Annotated in this window: 14 protein-coding genes, 1 tRNA gene and 1 pseudogene; 8 read left to right on the top strand and 8 right to left on the bottom strand. The window is 70.6% G+C overall.

Features of this window, described 5'->3' with window-relative positions; genetic code table 11:
- Nucleotides 1–260: 260 nt before the first annotated feature.
- Nucleotides 261–728 (bottom strand): pyridoxamine 5'-phosphate oxidase family protein, encoded by a 468-nt coding sequence (locus ACFYW8_RS25080; RefSeq protein ID WP_365869961.1) that lies wholly within the window; start codon nt 726–728, stop codon nt 261–263.
- 241 nt (nt 729–969) lie between these two features.
- Between ACFYW8_RS25080 and ACFYW8_RS25075 the strand changes: the two genes are divergently transcribed.
- The 4 genes from ACFYW8_RS25075 (at nt 970) to pflA (ending at nt 7,504) form a co-directional block, all read left to right on the top strand.
- Nucleotides 970–1,116 (top strand): hypothetical protein, encoded by a 147-nt coding sequence (locus tag ACFYW8_RS25075; protein WP_389080185.1) that lies wholly within the window; start codon nt 970–972, stop codon nt 1,114–1,116.
- 401 nt (nt 1,117–1,517) lie between these two features.
- Nucleotides 1,518–4,220 carry a bifunctional acetaldehyde-CoA/alcohol dehydrogenase gene (adhE, locus tag ACFYW8_RS25070; RefSeq protein ID WP_389080182.1) on the top strand — a complete coding sequence of 901 codons (2,703 nt, stop codon included), beginning with the start codon at nt 1,518–1,520 and terminating at the stop codon, nt 4,218–4,220.
- Nucleotides 4,221–4,281: 61 nt separating this feature from the next.
- Nucleotides 4,282–6,546, top strand: a complete 2,265-nt coding sequence (pflB, locus tag ACFYW8_RS25065; protein WP_389080180.1) for a formate C-acetyltransferase — start codon at nt 4,282–4,284, stop codon at nt 6,544–6,546.
- Between the two features lie 133 nt (nt 6,547–6,679).
- Nucleotides 6,680–7,504, top strand: coding sequence for a pyruvate formate-lyase-activating protein (pflA, locus tag ACFYW8_RS25060; RefSeq protein ID WP_389080177.1), 825 nt, complete (start codon nt 6,680–6,682; stop codon nt 7,502–7,504).
- A gap of 33 nt (nt 7,505–7,537) precedes the next feature.
- Here the strand turns inward: pflA and ACFYW8_RS25055 are convergent, their stop codons facing one another.
- Nucleotides 7,538–8,299: a CBS domain-containing protein gene (locus tag ACFYW8_RS25055; RefSeq protein ID WP_389080174.1), complete on the bottom strand. Its 762-nt coding sequence runs from the start codon at nt 8,297–8,299 to the stop codon at nt 7,538–7,540.
- Between the two features lie 190 nt (nt 8,300–8,489).
- Nucleotides 8,490–8,672, bottom strand: a pseudogene (locus tag ACFYW8_RS25050) (SAM-dependent methyltransferase); the annotation flags it as partial.
- 314 nt (nt 8,673–8,986) lie between these two features.
- On the opposite strand from ACFYW8_RS25050, the gene ACFYW8_RS25045 reads away from it, so the two are divergent.
- The 3 genes from ACFYW8_RS25045 to ACFYW8_RS25035 all read left to right on the top strand — a co-directional run bounded on the left by ACFYW8_RS25045 (nt 8,987) and on the right by ACFYW8_RS25035 (nt 11,980).
- Nucleotides 8,987–10,174 (top strand): thiolase family protein, encoded by a 1,188-nt coding sequence (locus ACFYW8_RS25045; protein WP_389080171.1) that lies wholly within the window; start codon nt 8,987–8,989, stop codon nt 10,172–10,174.
- Between the two features lie 157 nt (nt 10,175–10,331).
- Nucleotides 10,332–11,105 (top strand): sulfite exporter TauE/SafE family protein, encoded by a 774-nt coding sequence (locus ACFYW8_RS25040; RefSeq protein WP_389080168.1) that lies wholly within the window; start codon nt 10,332–10,334, stop codon nt 11,103–11,105.
- A gap of 119 nt (nt 11,106–11,224) precedes the next feature.
- On the top strand, nt 11,225–11,980 hold the full coding sequence (locus ACFYW8_RS25035; protein ID WP_389080165.1) for a cobalt-precorrin-6A reductase: 756 nt from the start codon (nt 11,225–11,227) through the stop codon (nt 11,978–11,980).
- A 158-nt stretch (nt 11,981–12,138) separates the two neighbouring features.
- Here the strand turns inward: ACFYW8_RS25035 and ACFYW8_RS25030 are convergent, their stop codons facing one another.
- The 3 genes from ACFYW8_RS25030 to ACFYW8_RS25020 form a co-directional block, all read right to left on the bottom strand.
- Nucleotides 12,139–14,223 carry an MDR family MFS transporter gene (locus ACFYW8_RS25030; protein WP_389080162.1) on the bottom strand — a complete coding sequence of 695 codons (2,085 nt, stop codon included), beginning with the start codon at nt 14,221–14,223 and terminating at the stop codon, nt 12,139–12,141.
- A 173-nt stretch (nt 14,224–14,396) separates the two neighbouring features.
- Entirely contained in the window at nt 14,397–15,167 is a 771-nt protein-coding gene (cobF, locus tag ACFYW8_RS25025; RefSeq protein WP_389080159.1) for a precorrin-6A synthase (deacetylating), read from the bottom strand.
- A 148-nt stretch (nt 15,168–15,315) separates the two neighbouring features.
- Nucleotides 15,316–15,843, bottom strand: coding sequence for a DUF309 domain-containing protein (locus tag ACFYW8_RS25020; protein ID WP_389080156.1), 528 nt, complete (start codon nt 15,841–15,843; stop codon nt 15,316–15,318).
- A 100-nt stretch (nt 15,844–15,943) separates the two neighbouring features.
- On the opposite strand from ACFYW8_RS25020, the gene ACFYW8_RS25015 reads away from it, so the two are divergent.
- Nucleotides 15,944–16,017 (top strand) — tRNA-Pro (locus ACFYW8_RS25015).
- Nucleotides 16,018–16,259: 242 nt separating this feature from the next.
- On the opposite strand, the gene ACFYW8_RS25010 is transcribed toward ACFYW8_RS25015, so the two are convergent.
- Together ACFYW8_RS25010 and ACFYW8_RS25005 are read right to left on the bottom strand one after the other, a co-directional pair.
- Nucleotides 16,260–17,294, bottom strand: coding sequence for a hypothetical protein (locus tag ACFYW8_RS25010; protein ID WP_389080153.1), 1,035 nt, complete (start codon nt 17,292–17,294; stop codon nt 16,260–16,262).
- Nucleotides 17,291–17,920, bottom strand: a complete 630-nt coding sequence (locus ACFYW8_RS25005) for a cytochrome b N-terminal domain-containing protein (RefSeq protein ID WP_389080150.1) — start codon at nt 17,918–17,920, stop codon at nt 17,291–17,293. The genes ACFYW8_RS25010 and ACFYW8_RS25005 overlap by 4 nt, the downstream gene beginning before the upstream one ends.
- Nucleotides 17,921–17,934: the final 14 nt, after the last annotated feature.

Raw genomic sequence — 17,934 nt, 5'->3', positions numbered from 1 at the left:
ACCATGCGAAAGCGAACCAGGAGTTAGCGAACCAGGAGTTAGCGAACCAGGAGTTGGTGAGGGACCGCTGATCTCGTGATCCGCACCTCGCCGGTGGTGACGGCGGGCAGGCCCGGCCGTCCTACGACCGCGTCGGTCTTCGCCCGCGCGTAGGCAGGGTGTCCTCCTCCACCTCGCCGCCGACGCGCAACCGCACGTCGGGGGCCGCCTGGGTGGTGTCGCTGTTCATGTCCGTCCTTTCGGGGATGTGCGAGTGGTGTTCAGGAGGCTGTGGGGCACTCCGCCTCGGTGAGGAGGAGGCCGGTGATCAGATCCGGGCGGATACGGACCGCGTGGTCCATGGTCCGTTTCACCCAGGGCCGCAACACCGCCTGGTATCGGGCCAGTTCACTGGGATCGGTGACCAACGAGGCGAAGCCCGTGACGACCACGCTCCAGCCGAGATGCGTGTCCGGGTCGATGGCGTCGGCCTCGTACGCGACGACGACACCGGACGAGCGGCCGTTCGGCCGGGTGTACGCGGTCAGCGCCGCGCCCTCGTGGGTGCGGATGACGATGTCCCGGCCGTCCAGGACGTGGTTGACCGGGCGGATCGTCGGCAACGCGTCCCGGGTGAAGACGACGCGCCCGAGGGACACGCTGCCGAGCAGCCGCAGTGCCTCGGTGTCGTCCAGCGCGATGCTCCGGCGCGGGGCGAGGGAGTCCGTGCCGCCGTTCCGGACACCGATGACCAACTTCTGTGCGGACTCGTCGCTCACACCGTGCCTCCGGCTGCGGTAGTCCCGCGTTCAAGTCGGCGCATGGAGGCGCCAGGGGATACGCGGGACAGGGGATCGGGGCCGCGGTCGGCCCCCGGGGCCCGATCCAACGGCGGTCGGGGCCCGGTCGGCTAGGGCCGTTCGGTCCGAACCGCCGGCCGACAGGTCCTTCGCCGCCGTCGTGCGGACCGATGTGTCCCTTCGTCCGGTCGTGCCGGTCGTCCCGGCCGATCGGTTCGTCGCCCAGGTCGCCCAGGTCGCCCAGGTCGCCCAGGTCGCTCCGTCCATGCCGTCCATGCCGTCCACGCCGTTCTTGTCCGCCGCGCTGTTCGTGCGGTTCGTGCCCCCCGGCCCGTAGGAGGCCGCGCGCATGAGCCGGCTCATGTCGTCGAGTACGAAGCCTCGCGCGGGCCGGTGGGCCCACGCCGGGCGAGCCGCACCGGACCGGGTGCGAAGTCGAGCTGCCCCGAGCTGAGTTGAGCCGAGCCGAGCCGAGCCGAGCCGAGCCGAGGCGAATCGAGGCGAGGCGAGGCGAGGCGAGTCAGGCCGGGCCGGGCCGGGCCGAACGGAGTTGAGCCGAGCTTGATGTTTCAAAGGCCGGTGGGTCTCTCGCAGGACCGTGAGAGACATGACGGGGACCGGGCGGCCCCGCGCCGGCCCGGCCCTCTGCACGATCCGGAGCACGGTGCGAGGCTGGGAGGTGCACCGGAGCCGTAACAGCCCGGCTGTTTCGGCAGACCGCGAACGAAGGACGGTCCGATGACCAGCCGCCGTAAGAAGGATGACCAGCGTGCCTCCGGGACCGGGGCAGCCGCCCCGGCCTCCGGCGCGTCCCCTGCCCGTTCCGGACCGCCCGGCGTCGAACGGTCCGTCGACGCCCTGGTCGCGAACGGCCTGGAGGCGCTGCGGGAGTACACCGACTACACCCAGGAACAGATCGACCACATAGTGAAGAAGGCCAGTCTGGCCGCGCTCGCCGAGCACACCGGGCTCGCCGTGATGGCGGTCGAGGAGACCGGGCGCGGTGTCTTCGAGGACAAGGCCGTAAAGAACATCTTCGCCTGCGAGAACGTCACCCACTCCATGAAGGGCGTGAAAACCGTCGGGGTGATCCGCCGCGACGACATCGACGGGATCGTGGAGATCGCCGAGCCCGTCGGGGTGATCGCGGGCGTCACGCCCGTCACCAATCCCACGTCCACGACCATCTTCAAGGCGCTGATGGCGCTGAAGACCCGCAACCCGATCGTCTTCGGCTTCCATCCGGCCGCCCAGCGCTGCTCCGCCGAGGCGGCCCGGATCGTCCGGGACGCGGCCGTGCGGGCGGGCGCCCCCGAACACTGCGTGCAGTGGATCGAGGAGCCCTCCAAGGAGGCCACCAGCGCACTGATGCACCACCCAGGGGTGGCGACGATCCTGGCCACCGGCGGCAACGCGATGGTCCGCGCCGCGTACAGCTGTGGCAAGCCCGCCCTGGGCGTCGGGGCGGGCAACGTCCCCGCGTACATCGAGAAGAGCGCCGACGTACGGCGCGCGATCAACGACGTGGTGCTGTCCAAGACCTACGACTACGGAATGGTGTGCGCCTCCGAACAGGCGGTGATCCTGGACCGGGAGATCCGCGACGCGGCGATCACGGAGTTCCGCAAGCTCAAGGCCTACACCGTCAACGACCACGAGAAGGAACTGCTGGAGGCGTACCTGTTCGGGGTCGGCGCCGAGGAGCAGGGCGGCCGGAACTGCGCGGGCGCCCAGCTGAACGCCGACATCGTCGGCCAGAGCGCGGTCGCCATCGCCGAGGGCGCCGGATTCGAGGTGCCGGGGGACACCTCGGTGATCCTGGTGGACGTCTCCGAGGTCGGCGTCGAGGAGCCGCTGACCAGGGAGAAGCTCTGCCCCGTGCTGGCCATGCTGACCGTGGACAGCAGGGCCGACGGAGTGCGGCTGGCCACCGAGATGGTGGAGTTCAACGGCCTGGGCCACTCGGCCGCCGTGCACACCGAGGACGCGGCCTTCGCCGAGGAGTACGGGCACGCGGTCAAGGCCTGCCGGGTGATCTGGAACGCTCCGACCTCGCAGGGCGGCATCGGCGACGTCTACAACGCGTTCATGCCGTCGCTGACCCTGGGCTGCGGCTCGTACGGGAGCAACTCCGTCTCCGGCAACGTCACCGCGCTCAACCTGATCAACATCAAGCGGATCGGGCGGCGGAACAACAACATGCAGTGGTTCAAGATCCCGCCGAAGATCTTCTTCGAGCGCGACTCCATCAAGTACCTCGCCGACATGCGCGGCGGCCGCCGGGTCGTCGTCGTCACCGACAAGACGATGGTGGAGATCGGCCATCTGGAGCGGATCCGCAACGTACTGCAGCGGCGGTCCGAGCACGCGGAGGTCCGGGTGATCGACAACGTCGAGCCCAACCCGAGCATCGACACCGTGCGCAGGGGCGCCGAGCTGATGCGCCACTTCGAGCCGGACACCATCGTGGCGCTCGGCGGCGGCTCGCCGATGGACGCGGCCAAGGTGATGTGGCTGATGTACGAGCACCCGGAGGTCGAGTTCGCGGACCTGAAGGAGAAGTTCTTCGACATCCGCAAGCGCGCCTTCACCTTCCCCGACCTGGGCGCCAAGGCCGATCTGGTGTGCATCCCGACCACCTCGGGCACCGGCAGCGAGGTCACCCCGTTCGCCGTCATCACCGACACCGGGACCGGCCAGAAGTACCCGCTGGCCGACTACGCGCTCACCCCGAGCGTCGCCATCTGCGACCCGGCGCTCACCGCCCACCTGCCCAAGGACATCACCGCCGACTCCGGCTTCGACGCGCTCACCCACTGCCTGGAGACCTACGTCTCGGTGTACGCCAACGACTTCACCGACGGGCTGGCGCTGCAGGGCATCCGGCTGATCTTCGACCACCTGGAACAGGCCGTGCTGGAGGGGCCGGAGAACCCGGTCGCGCGGGAACGCATGCACAACGCCGGCACCATCGCCGGCATGGCCTTCGGGTCGGCGTTCCTCGGCGTGGTGCACGCCATGGCACACACCCTGGGCGCCACCTTCCACGTCGCCCACGGCCGCACCAACGCGCTGCTGCTGCCGCACGTGATCCGCTACAACGGATCGGCGCCCACCAAGGTCACCAGCTGGCCCAAGTACCACAGCTACATCGCCCCCGAGCGCTACCAGGACGTCGCCCGGATGCTGGGTCTGCCCGCGGACACCCCGGAGGAGGGCGTGGAGTCCCTCGCCCACGCGCTGGAGGAGCTGCGCGAACGGGTCGGCATCCCGCGCTCGTTCAAGGACGCCGGGGTCGACGAGGCGGCCTTCCTGGAGGCCCTGCCCGAGCAGGCGATGTTCGCCTACGAGGACCAGTGCGCGCCCGCCAACCCGCGGCTGCCGATGCTGGCCGACATGCAGGAGCTGATGCGCCGCGCCTACTACGGCGACCCGGTGTGAGCCCGGTCCCGGCGCGAACACCGACCGAGCAACCGATCCACGACGAAGGAGCCGTGCACCGATGACCACGCAGCGGCAGCGGCCCGTCCGCAGCGCCTGGAACGGGTTCAGGGGAGGTCTGTGGCGGGACGAGATCAACGTTCGGGACTTCATCCAGCAGAACTACACCCCGTACGAGGGTGACGACTCCTTCCTGGCCGGCCCCACCGAACGCACCACGGCGGTATGGAAGAAGATCACCGACCTCTTCCCCGAGGAGCGCGCCAAGGGCGTCCTCGACGTGTCGTACGACGTCCCGTCGACCATCACCGCGCACCCGCCGGGCTGGATCGACCGAGACCGGGACCTGATCGTCGGCCTGCAGACCGACGCCCCGCTCAAGCGGGCGATCATGCCCTTCGGCGGCTGGCGGATGGTGGCCGGGGCGCTGCAGACCTACGGGTATCCCGTCTCCCCCGAACTGGAGAAGGTGTTCACCCAGTACCGCAAGACCCACAACGCCGGGGTGTTCGACGCGTACACCCCGGACATCCGGGCCGCGCGGAAGGCCGGCATCGTCACAGGCCTGCCGGACGCCTACGGCCGGGGCCGCATCATCGGCGACTACCGCCGGGTCCCGCTGTACGGCGTGGACCGGCTGATCGAGGTCAAGCAGGAGGAGAAGGCCGGCCTGGACGCCATGCCGCACGACGCGTCCCGGCTGGAGGAGGTGATCCGCGAGCGCGAGGAGACCGCCGAGCAGATCCGGGCGCTGGGCGAGCTGAAGGAGATGGCCGCCTCCTACGGGTACGACGTCTCCGGTCCGGCGACCAGTGGCCGGGAGGCCGTGCAGTGGCTGTACTTCGCCTACCTCGCGGCGGTGAAGGAGCAGAACGGCGCGGCGATGTCTCTCGGCCGCACCTCCACCTTCCTCGACGTCTACCTCCAGCGCGACGTCGACGCCGGGATCCTCGACGAGAGCGCGGCGCAGGAACTGATCGACGACTTCATCATCAAGCTGCGCATCGTACGGTTCCTGCGCACCCCGGAGTACGACGAGCTGTTCTCCGGGGACCCGACCTGGGTGACGGAGTCCATCGGCGGCATCGGTTCGGACGGGCGCACCCTGGTCACCCGCACGTCCTTCCGCTACCTGCAGACCCTCTACAACCTGGGCCCGGCGCCCGAGCCCAACATGACGGTCTTCTGGTCGCCGGCGCTGCCGCAGGGCTTCAAGGAGTTCTGCGCCCAGGTCTCCATCGACACCTCCAGCCTGCAGTACGAGTCGGACGAACTGATGCGCCCGCGCTTCGGCGACGACACCGCCATCGCCTGCTGCGTCTCCGCGATGGAGGTCGGCAAGCAGATGCAGTTCTTCGGCGCCCGGGTCAACCTCGCCAAGACCCTGCTGTACGGCATCAACGGCGGCCGGGACGAGATCTCCGGCACCCAGGTCGGCCCGTCCACCGGGGCGATCACCGCCGAGGTGCTGGACTACGACGAGGTGCTGGCCCGCCTCGACCAGCAGATGGAGTGGCTCGCCGAGACCTACGTCCACGCCCTCAACGTCATCCACTACATGCACGACAAGTACGCCTACGAGCGGCTGGAGATGGCGCTGCACGACCGCGACATCCGGCGCACCATGGCGTGCGGCATCGCAGGTCTCGCGGTCGCCGCGGACTCCCTGTCGGCGGTGAAGTACGCCCGGGTCACCCCGGTGCGGGACGAGACCGGGCTGGCCGTGGACTTCCGTATCGAGGGCGAGTACCCGGCGTACGGCAACAACGACGAGCGGGTCGACGCGATCGCGGTGTGGCTGGTCGAGGAGTTCATGCGCAAGGTGCGCAAGCACCCCACCTACCGGGGTGCCGAGCACACCCAGTCGGTGCTGACCATCACCTCCAACGTGGTCTACGGCAAGAAGACCGGCAACACGCCCGACGGCCGCCGCGCCGGCGAGCCGTTCTCCCCGGGCGCCAACCCGATGAACGGCCGCGACACCCACGGCTATGTCGCCAGCGCGCTGTCGGTCGCCAAACTCCCGTACGACCAGGCCGAGGACGGGGTATCGCTGACCAACACCATCACCCCCGACGCGCTGGGACGCAGTCCCGAGGACCGCGTCCGCAACCTCGCGGGCGTCCTGGACGGCTTCGTCACCTGCCAGGGCTTCCACATGAACGTCAACGTGCTCAACCGCGACACCCTGGTGGACGCCATGGAGCACCCGGAGAAGTACCCGCAGCTGACCGTCCGGGTCAGCGGCTACGCGGTCAACTTCGTGCGGCTGACGCGCGAGCAGCAGCTCGACGTGCTGGGCCGCACCTTCCACGGCTCGCTGTAGCCGTCGTCACCCCGGGGGCGTGCCCGCGCCGGCACGCCCCCGGAAGGCAGCAGACCCGGTGGTCCGGCGGCCGCGGATCCCGGCGGCCACCCGTTAACGCGGCCACGAGGCCGCCAGGCCAGGAGGTTCCGTCATGACCCTGATCCAGCCGGGCGCCCTGCTGCCCCTCATCCCCGTCAGCACCGACAGCCCCGCCGAGCAGGCGGCCGCGCTGCGGGGCGCCGGCCCGGTCAGCGGCTCGGTGCACTCCTGGGACCTCTCCACCGGCGTGGACGGCCCCGGCACCCGCTTCGTCGTCTTCCTCGCCGGCTGCCCGCTGGCCTGCCTGTACTGCCACAACCCGGACACCATGCGGATGCGCAACGGCAGGCGCACCACGGCCGACGCGGTCGTCGAGGAGGTGAACAGGTACGTCCTGTTCATCCGTGCCGCGGGCGGCGGCTTCACCATCAGCGGCGGCGAACCGCTCCTGCAGCCGGACTTCACCGGGGAGATCCTCCACCGCTGCCACGACGAGCTGGGCCTGCACACCGCTCTGGACACCTCCGGCTTCCTCGGCGCCCGCGCCTCCGACGCGCTGCTGGCCGATGTCGACCTGGTGCTGCTGGACATCAAGTCCTGGGACCGCGAGCTCTATCTGCGCCTCACCGGGCGGCAGTTGGAACCCACGCTGGCTTTCGCCCGCCGGCTGGCCGAGCTGGGCAAGGAGGTCTGGGTCCGCTTCGTCCTGGTCCCGGGCCTGACCGACGACAAGGAGAACGTGGCGGGAGTCGCCTCCTTCGCGGCGTCCCTGGGCAACGTCACCCGCGTCGACGTCCTGCCCTTCCACAAACTCGGCACCGCCAAGTGGGAGGAGTTGGGGAAGGAGTTCACCCTCGCCGAGACCCCCGTCCCGACCGCAGCCCAGGTCGCCAAGGTCCGCTCCGTCTTCACCGCGTGCGGCCTGAAAGCGGTGTGAACTCCGCACGCCGGTCAACCGCCCCCGTGTCTCTCAGCGTTCGGGCAGCCAGTGGTGGGCGATCCGGTGTGAGGGGTGCCGCTCCGGCGGGTGCGTGTCATCGAAGCGGAAGGTCAGGCTGTTCATGACCCCGACGACACCGTCCACCCGCCACGTCAGCCGGATGGCCTGCGGGATCTCGCTCCGGTGCTCCAGGCGTCCCTCCAGCGTCACCACGCCGTCGGCCACCGAGACGATCACGGTGTGGGGCGGCAACGACAGGGTGTGCCCCATCACCTCGTCGGTCACCTCCCGGCGGATCTCCTCGTCCGTCCGCAGGAAGACCCGTAGCAGGTCACGGCGGGTGGCGATCCCGATCAGCCGGTCCTCCTCGTCCACCACGGGAAGCCGTTCGATGCGATGGCGCTCCATCACCCGGGCGGCATCGGCCACGCGCTGTTCCGGATGCACCGTGATCGCGGGCGTCGACATCAGCTGCTCCGCGGTCGTGGCGCGGGCCGGCTCGGACTCGGCACCCGCACGGCGCGACGCTCGATCCGGACGCGGCCACCTCGGCAGTCCGCGGAGCAGGGACGGCAGACGTCGGCCGCGTCCCTGCCCGGGGTCGGACCGGGCCGCCTGCCGGCGCAGCAGATCGGTCTCCGAGATCACCCCCACGACCTTGTCGTCGTCGTCCACCACCGGCAGTCCGCTGATCCGGTACCGGTCCAGCAGCCGTGCCACGTCCTTGAAGGACATCTTCCGGTGCGCCTCGACGACCTCGCTGGTCATCACCTGTCCGACGATGAGGGTCATCTCGCCATCTCGCTTCCTTCTCGGATGGCTTCCAGCGTTCGCTCCCGGCGCCCACGAGGGCAGGGGCCGACCGTCCTCGGCCAGGGGCCGGACCGCCCCGGCCGGAGGGTCCGAAGACCCGCGAGACGCGGTGAGGCCCGCGCCGGCGGGCGGGAAACCGACCGGCGGCGCGGGCCTCGAAACCGAGGACCTAGCCCTTCAAGGCGACCCCGCCGTACAAGGACACCGGCTCGTCGCCGATCGGGGTCTCGCCCTCCGCGAGCTCGGGTCGCCAGTCCTTCACGGAGACGACGCCCGGCTCGACCAGGTCCAGTCCCTCGAAGAAGCGGCTCACCCCGGCATGCGAGCGGCCCACGAGGGTGACACCGCCGCGCGCGTACGCCTCGACGCCCCGTCATACGACAACTCCCTGCTCCACCGGGCCTGTTCACCCCGTCAACCCGTGTTCGGCGGGGTACGCGAGCAGTGTGCCGTCCGTGCGCGGGGCGGGGCGTGCGGTGCCGTCGGTCCTCGGCCACCTTGCGGTCCCCCGCCCCGGATGGCCGGGACGGATGGGTGGATACCGGCCGGAGGGGGATCTTCCCAAGGGCCCGCAGCGGGGTTATAGTCCAAAACTAGCAGCGCTAATTAATGGTCTTGTTCATCAACATCCGGTGTCCGATTCCGGTGTCCGTCAGGAGTCCTGTCGTGCGTCCCGTCCACTTCGCGGCCGCCCGCCGCACGCCCATCGGCAAGCTGCGCGGGGCCCTGTCCTCCGTGCGGCCCGACGACCTCGCCGCGAGCGTCATCCGCGCCCTGGTCGCCGAGGTGCCCACGCTCGACCCGGCCCGCGTCGACGACGTCTACTGGGGCGCCGCCAACCAGGCCGGCGAGGACAACCGCAATGTGGCCCGGATGGCCGCGCTGCTCGCCGGACTGCCCGACAGCGTGCCCGGCGCCACCGTCAACCGGCTCTGCGCCTCCGGTCTCGAAGCCGTCACGACCGCGGCCCGCGCCATCGCCTCCGGCGAGGCCGACATCGTGCTCGCCGGAGGCTCCGAGTCGATGAGCCGGGCCCCCTTCGTCCTTCCCCGCCCGGACGAGGCGCTGCCGCACCGCATCGAGACCGTCGACACCCGCCTCGGCTGGCGGCTGGTCAACCCGGCGATGAAGGAACTGCACGGTGTCCTGTCGATGGGTGAGACCGCGGAGGAGGTCGCCGAGCGTTACGGCGTCTCGCGCGAGCGCCAGGACGCGTTCGCGCTCCGCAGCCACCAGCGTGCGGCGGACGCCCGCAAGAACGGGTACTTCGACTCCGAGCTGCTCTCCGTCGAGCGTCCTGACGGTGTGGTCGTCGACCGCGACGAATGCGTACGGGAGGACACCTCGCTCGACAGGCTGGCCCGACTCAAGCCGGTGTTCCGCCCCGGCGGCACGGTCACCGCGGGCAACGCCTCGCCGATGAACGACGGCGCCGCCGGTGTGCTGCTGGTCAGCGAGGAAGCGCTGACCGAACTCGGTCTCGAATCGCTCGGACGCTATGTCGCCGGGGCCTCGGCCGGCGTCGACCCCGACGTGATGGGCATCGGTCCCGTGCCCGCCACCCGCAAGGCGCTCGAACGCGTGGGCTGGACCGTCGCCGACATCCAGGAGGCCGAGTTCAACGAGGCGTTCGCAGCCCAGGCCCTCGCCTGTGTGGACCGTCTCGGCATCGACCCGGACCTCGTCAACCCGACCGGCGGCGCCATCGCGTTGGGTCACCCGCTCGGCGCCTCGGGCGCCCGCATCCTCACCACCCTGCTGCACCGCATGCGCCGCACGGGCGCCGAACGCGGTCTGGCCACGATGTGCGTGGGCGTCGGGCAGGGCAGCGCGGTCCTGGTCGAGCGCCCCTGACGCCCCGGCCCGCTCGGCCCGGGATCCGAGGTCCTCAAGCCCGGGATCCGAGGTCCTCAAGGGGAACAGCGCGCCCGGTGCACCCGGCGACCCACGGAACACCCGGAGGGGCCCTCCTCACCCGGGCGAGTTGCGTGGGCATAGCATCGGTCCCCGCATGAACACGATGACGCTCTGGCACATATCCATGGGGGAGTTCGCCGCTCTAGCCGCCGCGGCTCTGCTCGTCGGCTTCTCCAAGACCGCCGTCAGCGGCGCCAACACGGTCAGCCTGGCGGTCTTCGCCGCCGTACTCCCCGCCCGCGCCTCGACCGGTGTCCTGCTGCCCCTCCTGATCGTCGGCGACGTGCTCGCCGTCGCCGCCTACCGGCGCCACGCCCACTGGCCCACGCTCTGGCGTCTGTTCCCCGCGGTCGCCGCCGGCGTCGTCCTCGGCACGGTGTTCCTGGTGTGGGCCGACGACGGGGTCGTACGGACCTCGATCGGCGCGACCCTGCTGCTGATGACCGGGATCACCCTGTGGCGCCGCCGGGCCGCAGTCCAGGACGAGGAACCCGACTCCGTCGTGACCCGTGCGGGCCGCGTCAGGGCACGTTCCTACGGTGTGCTCGGCGGGTTCACCACCATGGTCGCCAACGCGGGCGGCCCGGTCATGTCGATGTATCTCCTCTCGGCGGGTTTCCGAAAGCTCGGCTTCCTCGGCACCTCAGCCTTCTTCTTCCTCATCGTCAACGTCTCCAAGCTGCCCTTCAGCGCGGGCCTCGGCCTGATCGACGGCCGTTCGCTGCTCCTTGACGCGGCCCTGGCCGTCTTCGTCGTGCCGGGGGCGTTCCTCGGGAAATGGGCGGTGAAGCGCATCAACCAGCTGCTCTTCGAGCGCCTGGTGATCGCGGCGACGGTGGTGGGCGGAGTGCAGCTGCTGCTGCGCTGACCCCGGACGTCCGGGGCGCCCCCGGTCCCGGCCCCCTCTTTCCCGCCGCCGCTTCCGCTGCCTCTTCCGCTGCCCCTGCCCCTGCCTCTTCCGCTCCCCGTACCCCGTACGCTCGGCTCATGTCGCCACATGTCCTCCTCCTCGGCGGTACGACCGAGGCCCGTGAACTCGCCGCCGAGCTCTCCGCGCGCCCCGGCGTGCGGGTGACCACATCGCTGGCGGGCCGGGTGTCCCGGCCGGGAGCGCTCGAAGGGGACGTACGGACCGGGGGGTTCGGCGGGGCGGACGGACTCGCGCGCTGGCTGCGCGAACACGGTGTCGACGCCGTGGTCGACGCCACGCACCCCTTCGCGTCCGGCATCACCGCGAACGCGGTGCGGGCCGCGGCGGCGACCGGGATTCCCGCAGTGGTGCTGCGCCGCCCAGGCTGGCGCCCCGGCCCCGGCGACCGCTGGCACCAGGCGGACTCCCTCGCCGAAGCCGCCACGCTGCTGCCCGAGCTGGGCCGCCGCGTCTTCCTCACAACGGGCCGCCTCGGCCTCGCGGCCTTCGCGGATCTCACCCGGATTCACTTCCTCGTACGTTCGGTGGAGGCCCCCGAGCCGCCGCTGCCCCCGGACACCGAAGTGCTGCTCGCGCGCGGTCCCTTCACGGTGGACGACGAGAAGAGCCTGCTCCGCGGGCATCGCGTCGATGTCCTGGTGACCAAGGACAGCGGCGGAGCCGCGACGGCGGCCAAACTGACCGCGGCCCGTGACCTCGGCCTCCCCGTGGTCGTCGTACGGCGTCCGCCCCTCCCGGAGGACGTGAGCGCGGTACCGGACGTGGCATCGGCCCTGGACCTGCTGGACCTGCCTGCCCACGACCCGAGCTGACCGGCCTTCGGATCCGTCGTACGGCGCGTCCGGCCTCCGGATCCGCCGTACGGCGCGCGACGCCGTGTCCCGGTCCAGTACTCAACGGCGCGCCCGCGTAAGGCTGTTCGCCATCGGACCGGTGTCCACTGTTCTCGGTCGGCCCGGTGCCGTGCCGGTCAACTCGTCGTCGCCGACGTCAGTTCCGGGGTCCGGTCGGGCAGGCCCTGGGTCAGGTCCTCGACCAGCAGACGCTTGGCGATCGTGTCGACGGCGGCGCGCAGTTCCGCTCCGGACGGGCGGCCGACATCCTCTTCCACCCGCCCGGCGAGCCAGCGGCCCCAGGCCTCGCTGATCACCCGCGCCTCGCGTTCGCCCGCCGCGGTGTGCGAGAACAGCGAGCCGTGCCGGGTCAGATAGCCCTCGTCGACCATGCGCTGGAAGACCGGGACGAGTACCTCGGGAGGCAGATGGCGTCGGGCGGCGATGAGCGCGAGGTTGGCGTGGCCGACCATCCGGGTGAACAGCTCCACCTGCATCACGGCCCAGGCGCCCGCCACATCCAGCCGCGTGTCGGAGTCGGAGACGATCCGGCGTGCGGTGTTCATCTCCGTGGTGCCGATGATTTTCGCGACCGAGAACTCCAGCAGGCGCTGGGAGTCCGCGGTGGACGGCGACGCGAAGCCCTCGCCCATGTCCGTCGACCCCATGCGCGCGCTGTCTCGCAGCTCCACCTGTTTGAGGAAGAGCGCCACGACGAAACCGAGGACGGCGACCGGCACCGTCCACAGGAACACCGTGTGAATGGTGTCGGCGTACGCGTCGACGACGGGCCCCGCCGCCTGCGGCGGCAGTCTGTGCAGCCCCTCCGGACTCTGCGCCGCCCTGGCGATCACGGCCGGCCCTGCAGCGCCGGTCTCGGCGGCGGCCCTGACCCCCTCGGCAAGGTTGGGCTTCAGCGCGTTGGTGTAGATCGTGCCGAAGACCGCCGTGCCGAACGAACTGCCCAGCGTACGGAAGAAGGTGACCCCGGACGTGGCGGTGCCGAGGTCGGTGTACTCGACGGTGTTCTGCACGGCGATCGTCAGCACCTGCATGCACAGCCCGATCCCGGTGCCGAACACGAACATGTACAGGGACTCCAGCCAGGGCCCGGTGTCCGGGCCCATGCGCGACATCAGATAGAGCCCGACCGCCATCACCAGGGAGCCGACGATGGGGAAGATCCTGTACTGCCCGGTCTTGCTGACCACGTTGCCGCTGAAGACCGACGCGATGAGCAGGCCGAGGACCATGGGCAGCGTGCGCACACCGGAGAGGGTGGCCGAGTTCCCGTCCACGTACTGCAGATACGTCGGCAGATAGGTCATCGCGCCGAGCATCGCGAACCCCACGATGAAGCTGAGGATCGAACAGACCGTGAAGACCGGGTTGGTGAACAGCCGCATCGGCAGCATCGGTTCGGCGGCGCGCGTCTCCACCACGCAGAACAGGCCGAGCGCGACCAGACCGCCCACGAAGAGGCCGATGATGGTCGGCGATCCCCAGGCGTACTGGTTGCCGCCCCAACTCGTCGCCAGGATCAGGGCGCTGGCCCCGACCGCGACGAGCGCGATGCCCAGGTAGTCGATGACCGGGCGGGTCACCGACTTCACCACCGGGATGGTGCGGGCCGCCGCGATCACCACGACGATCGCGAGGGGCACGTTGACGTAGAACGCCCACCGCCACGACAGATGGTCCGTGAACAGCCCGCCGAGCAGCGGCCCGATGACCGTGGCCACGCCGAAGACGGCACCGATCGCGCCCTGGTACTTGCCCCGCTCGCGCAACGGGATGACGTCCGCGATCAGTGCCATGGAGGTCACCATCAGACCGCCCGCGCCGATGCCCTGCAACGCCCGCCAGGCGATCAGCAGCGTCATGTTCGTGGCGAGCCCGCACAGGAAAGAACCCGTGATGAAGATGATCGCCGACGCCTGGAAGACCACCTTGCGGCCGAACAGGTCGCCGAACTTGCCGACCAGTACGGTCGCCACGGTCTCGGCCAGCAGGTACGCGGTCACCACCCACGACATGTGCGCGGCGCCGCCCAGATCCGACACGATCGTCGGCAGAGCGGTGCCCACGATCGTCTGGTCGAGCGCGGCGAGCAGCATGCCCAGCACGATCGTCGCGAAGACGATGTTGCGGCGGCGGTTGTCCAGCACCGGCGGTCCGGGCGCCCCCGCCGCGGGTGGCGCCGTATCCTCCGTGATCGTCACATCGCCACCCTCACACCGGTGGGCTCCCCGTGCATGCGGGGCGACCCGCCCGACGTACCGGCAGGGAGGCCCTCTCAGTGCTCGCGGACCTGTGCTCGCGGACCTCTGTGCCCGCGGACCTGTGTCCGAGACGCTGAGCCCGTGGCCGCGCAGGTGAGGCGGAGCCCGGTGAACTACGCCCGCGGATTCCTGCGCAGCAGATACGTGTCCATGATCCATCCCTTGCGCTCCCGGGCCTCGGCGCGCAACCGCTCGATACGGGGGGCCGCTTCGGCCAGTGGGCCGGAGGCGAGGATCTCGTCGGGCGTGCCGATGTAGGCGCCCCAGTAGATGTCGATGTCCTCGTCCGCGTACTGCCGGAACGTCTGGTGGGCGTCGAGCATCACGACCACGTCGTCCACCCCGTCCGGGAAGCCCTCGGCCAGGCGCCGCCCGGTGGTGATCTGCACGGGCCGCGCGACCCGGGTCAGCCCCGTGCGGTGCCGGGCGACGAGCGCCGAGACACTGCTGATCCCCGGTATCACGTCGTACGAGAACGTCACCGTGCCCCGGTCCAGGATCTCCTCCAGGATGCCGAGCGTGCTGTCGTACAGAGCGGGATCGCCCCACACCAGGAACGCGCCGCTCTCGTCCTCGCCCAGTTCCTCGGTGATCAGCCGCTCGTAGATGGCGGCGCGGGCGCTGCGCCAGTCCCCGACGGCCGGCGAGTACGCCGAGCCGCCCGCGGTCCTGTCCCGGTCCGGGTCGCGGGCCTCGACCAGGCGGTACGCCCCCTCGGGTATGTGCGCGTCGAGGATGTCGCGGCGCAGCTGGACGAGGTCCGACTTCACCTCGCCCTTGTCCAGGATGAAGAACACGTCCGTGCTCCTCAGCGCCTTGACCGCCTGCAGCGTGAGCTGATCGGGGTCGCCCGCTCCGATGCCGATGACATGAATCTTTCGCACACCCTGAGTCTGCCGTACGCCACTGACAGTGGACGCACCGCACCCGACAGTGCCCGGCCGGACACGGAAATCCGGACGTGGTCTGGCATCGCCCCGAGTACGTGGTCGGCCGGTCACGGACGAGTCCGGTGCCGAGGACCGCGCCTCGTCAGGCGTCCCGGCCGCGCAGCCGTGGCGCCGACGCCGTCGCGTCGACCCGCCCGCCGTCGCGCTCCACGGCGCCCGCCAACTCCCGGGCCCAGATGGTGAGTTCCGCGAGGTCCAGGCCGTACGGCCGGACCGGTCGGCCGGTCCCCGACGTCCACTCCTCGATCGCTCCGGCGCCACGGCGCAGCAGCCGTGCGCCACCGGTCGCGTTTCCGCGGGCGGCGTGGGTGAGCCCCACGGCGAGCTGGGCCAGTCCCCGCCAGAGCCCGCGTTCCTCCTGCGGACCGGACTTCCAGGCGTCCTCGAAGACCTCGTGCGCGTGGAACGGCCGGCCCGCGTCCAGCAGTGTCTGCGCCTCGGTGACCGTCTCCTCGGGGGCGCGCACGACACCCTCCGGCTGCCGTTCCACCCCGTCCGCGCCGTACGGCAGTGGGCGCCCCAGCCCGTCGCGGGGCCGGGCGTTCCGTGCCCGCCCCTCGGTGTCCCGATCGCGCCCGCCGGCCTGCCGCGCCTCAGATGTCCCGGTCATACGCCGATTGTCGCGCGCTCCCGTCCCACGGCGGAGCACTCTCCGCCGTGGGGTAAAGTTCTGTTCGCACGATCACGCGGGTCACCGCGGGTGAAGGCACCGGGACGTGGCGCAGCTTGGTAGCGCACTTGACTGGGGGTCAAGGGGTCGCAGGTTCAAATCCTGTCGTCCCGACAGAGGTTCGCCTCATTGTCGCAGGTCAGAGGCCGTTTTCTCGTTCGCGGGGAAGCGGCCTCCGGCATGTTCCGGGGCCCGCGTCAGGGCGCGGTCAACCGCGCCGGGACGACCGTCCGGCGCCGTCCACGCCCCCCGAGACCGACCGCAGGTCGACCGTTCGGCGGTCGCCCCGACACCGTGGCCGAGGGAGGGGTGGCACTCGTCTCGCGTGACCGGATGGACGGCCGAGCCGGACCGGGTCAGCGGGGCGGCCGCTGGGCGCGGTAGTAGTCGCGCCAGATGAGCCGGTACACCCGGGTCCAGCGCGGGATCGACCTGATGCCGGGGATGAAGGGGACCAGGATCAGGCCCAGGCTCAGCAGGGCCATCAGCCCCCAGATCAGGGCGTCGGCGTTGTCGGAGCTCTTGAACGGCTCGATCTGGTACCAGAAGGTGTAGAGCCACAGCCAGGGCTGGCCGGGATAGTTGCCCGTCTCGTTCATCATGCCCCACTGGTCACCGGACAGGTGCCGGCTCTGGGCGAGGTCCGCGAAGTAGTTGCCGTCGCCGAGGAAGAGCAGCGGGCGGGTGTAGTCCGTCTGGTAGAACTGGCTTCCCTCGGTGAGCAGTTCGCCGTCGAGCGCGCCCGACCGGGCGAGTTCCAGCAGCCGGGCCATCAGCACCGGGACCGGGCCGTAGGGGCCGGGGGCCACCCGTGCGGGGTTGCCGTTCGGGGCCTTGCCCAGCGCGTCGGAGTAGGCGGAGGTCCATGCCTGCCGCCGGTCCGGGGACGCGGCGTTCCACACGGCGAGGGCCTTGGTGACGGGGGGCGGCTCGGGAGCCCGGCTGAGCGGCTGGATGACGAAGTCCTGGGCGGTGTCGATCGGGATGTGCACGCCCGCGAGGCGCTGCAGACTGACCGGCCCGATCTTCTGTCCGGCTCCCGGCGTGTGGTTGTACGGCGGGCCGTACTGCGCGGTGCCGCTGGTGCCGCCGAGCTCGGACGCGGCCGTGGCGGTGAAGTCGGCCGAGTCGGCGCGCGACCACGAACCGAGGGTGACGGGCCCGTCGTCGGGGGAGGAGAACAGCGCGGCGAGCCCGGCGGTCAGCAGGGCGACCAGGACCAGCGCGATGGTGACGGGCCCGTCGTCGGGGGAGGAGAACAGCGCGGCGAGCCCGGCGGTCAGCAGGGCGACCAGGACCAGCGCGATGGTGACCTCTTTGACCAGGTCATAGAACCTGGTCGGGAATTCCGAAGACTCGGGCGTGCCGGTCCGGCGGGTTTCGCGGGTCACGCTCGCTCCTGCTGTCCGGGCGGAACATGGTCGGGGCCGCGCGTCGGGGCGTCGATGGGCGGCACGATGCCGCGCAGCCGTACCAGCAGCACGTGCCATCCGCTGAGCAGGCAGATCACGAGGGGGAACAGCACGACGTGCCACATCAGCATCTGGCCGAAGTCGAGGACGTTCCAGAACGCGCCGATTCCCACCGCGTTCATGCCGTCCTTGGCCTGGTCCGAGATCCACTGCGAGTCGAAGTTCTGCTGCACCACGTAGCCGGAGAGCGCCGTGCCGATGGAGGTGAGGAAGATGACCACGCCGGTCATCCAGGTCAGAGCGCGCCGGCCGCGCCAGGCGGCCATGAAGAACTTCGCCCACAGGTGGAGCACCAGGACGAACATGAACAGCTCGACGCTCCACAGGTGCAGGCTGTTGACGTACTTCCCGACCGATGAGACGTGCCACCACGCGGGCCCCTTCAAGGCCAGCAGGCCCCCGCTGATCAGCGCCACGGCCAAGGAGGAGACCGTGAGGACGCCGAAGACGTACACCCACGAGGCCATGTAGACCGGCTGGCTGTCGGGCAGCAGCTTCTCCGGCGGCAGCGCCCCGACCAGCCGACGGCGGACCGCGCCGTCCAACCGTGCTCCGGAGT

Origin of the sequence: Streptomyces sp. NPDC002742, assembly GCF_042888885.1 — a bacterium.
GTDB lineage: Bacteria > Actinomycetota > Actinomycetes > Streptomycetales > Streptomycetaceae > Streptomyces.
Note: the sequence above shows the minus strand (reverse complement) of the source record. Positions and strands in the feature narration are given on the sequence as shown.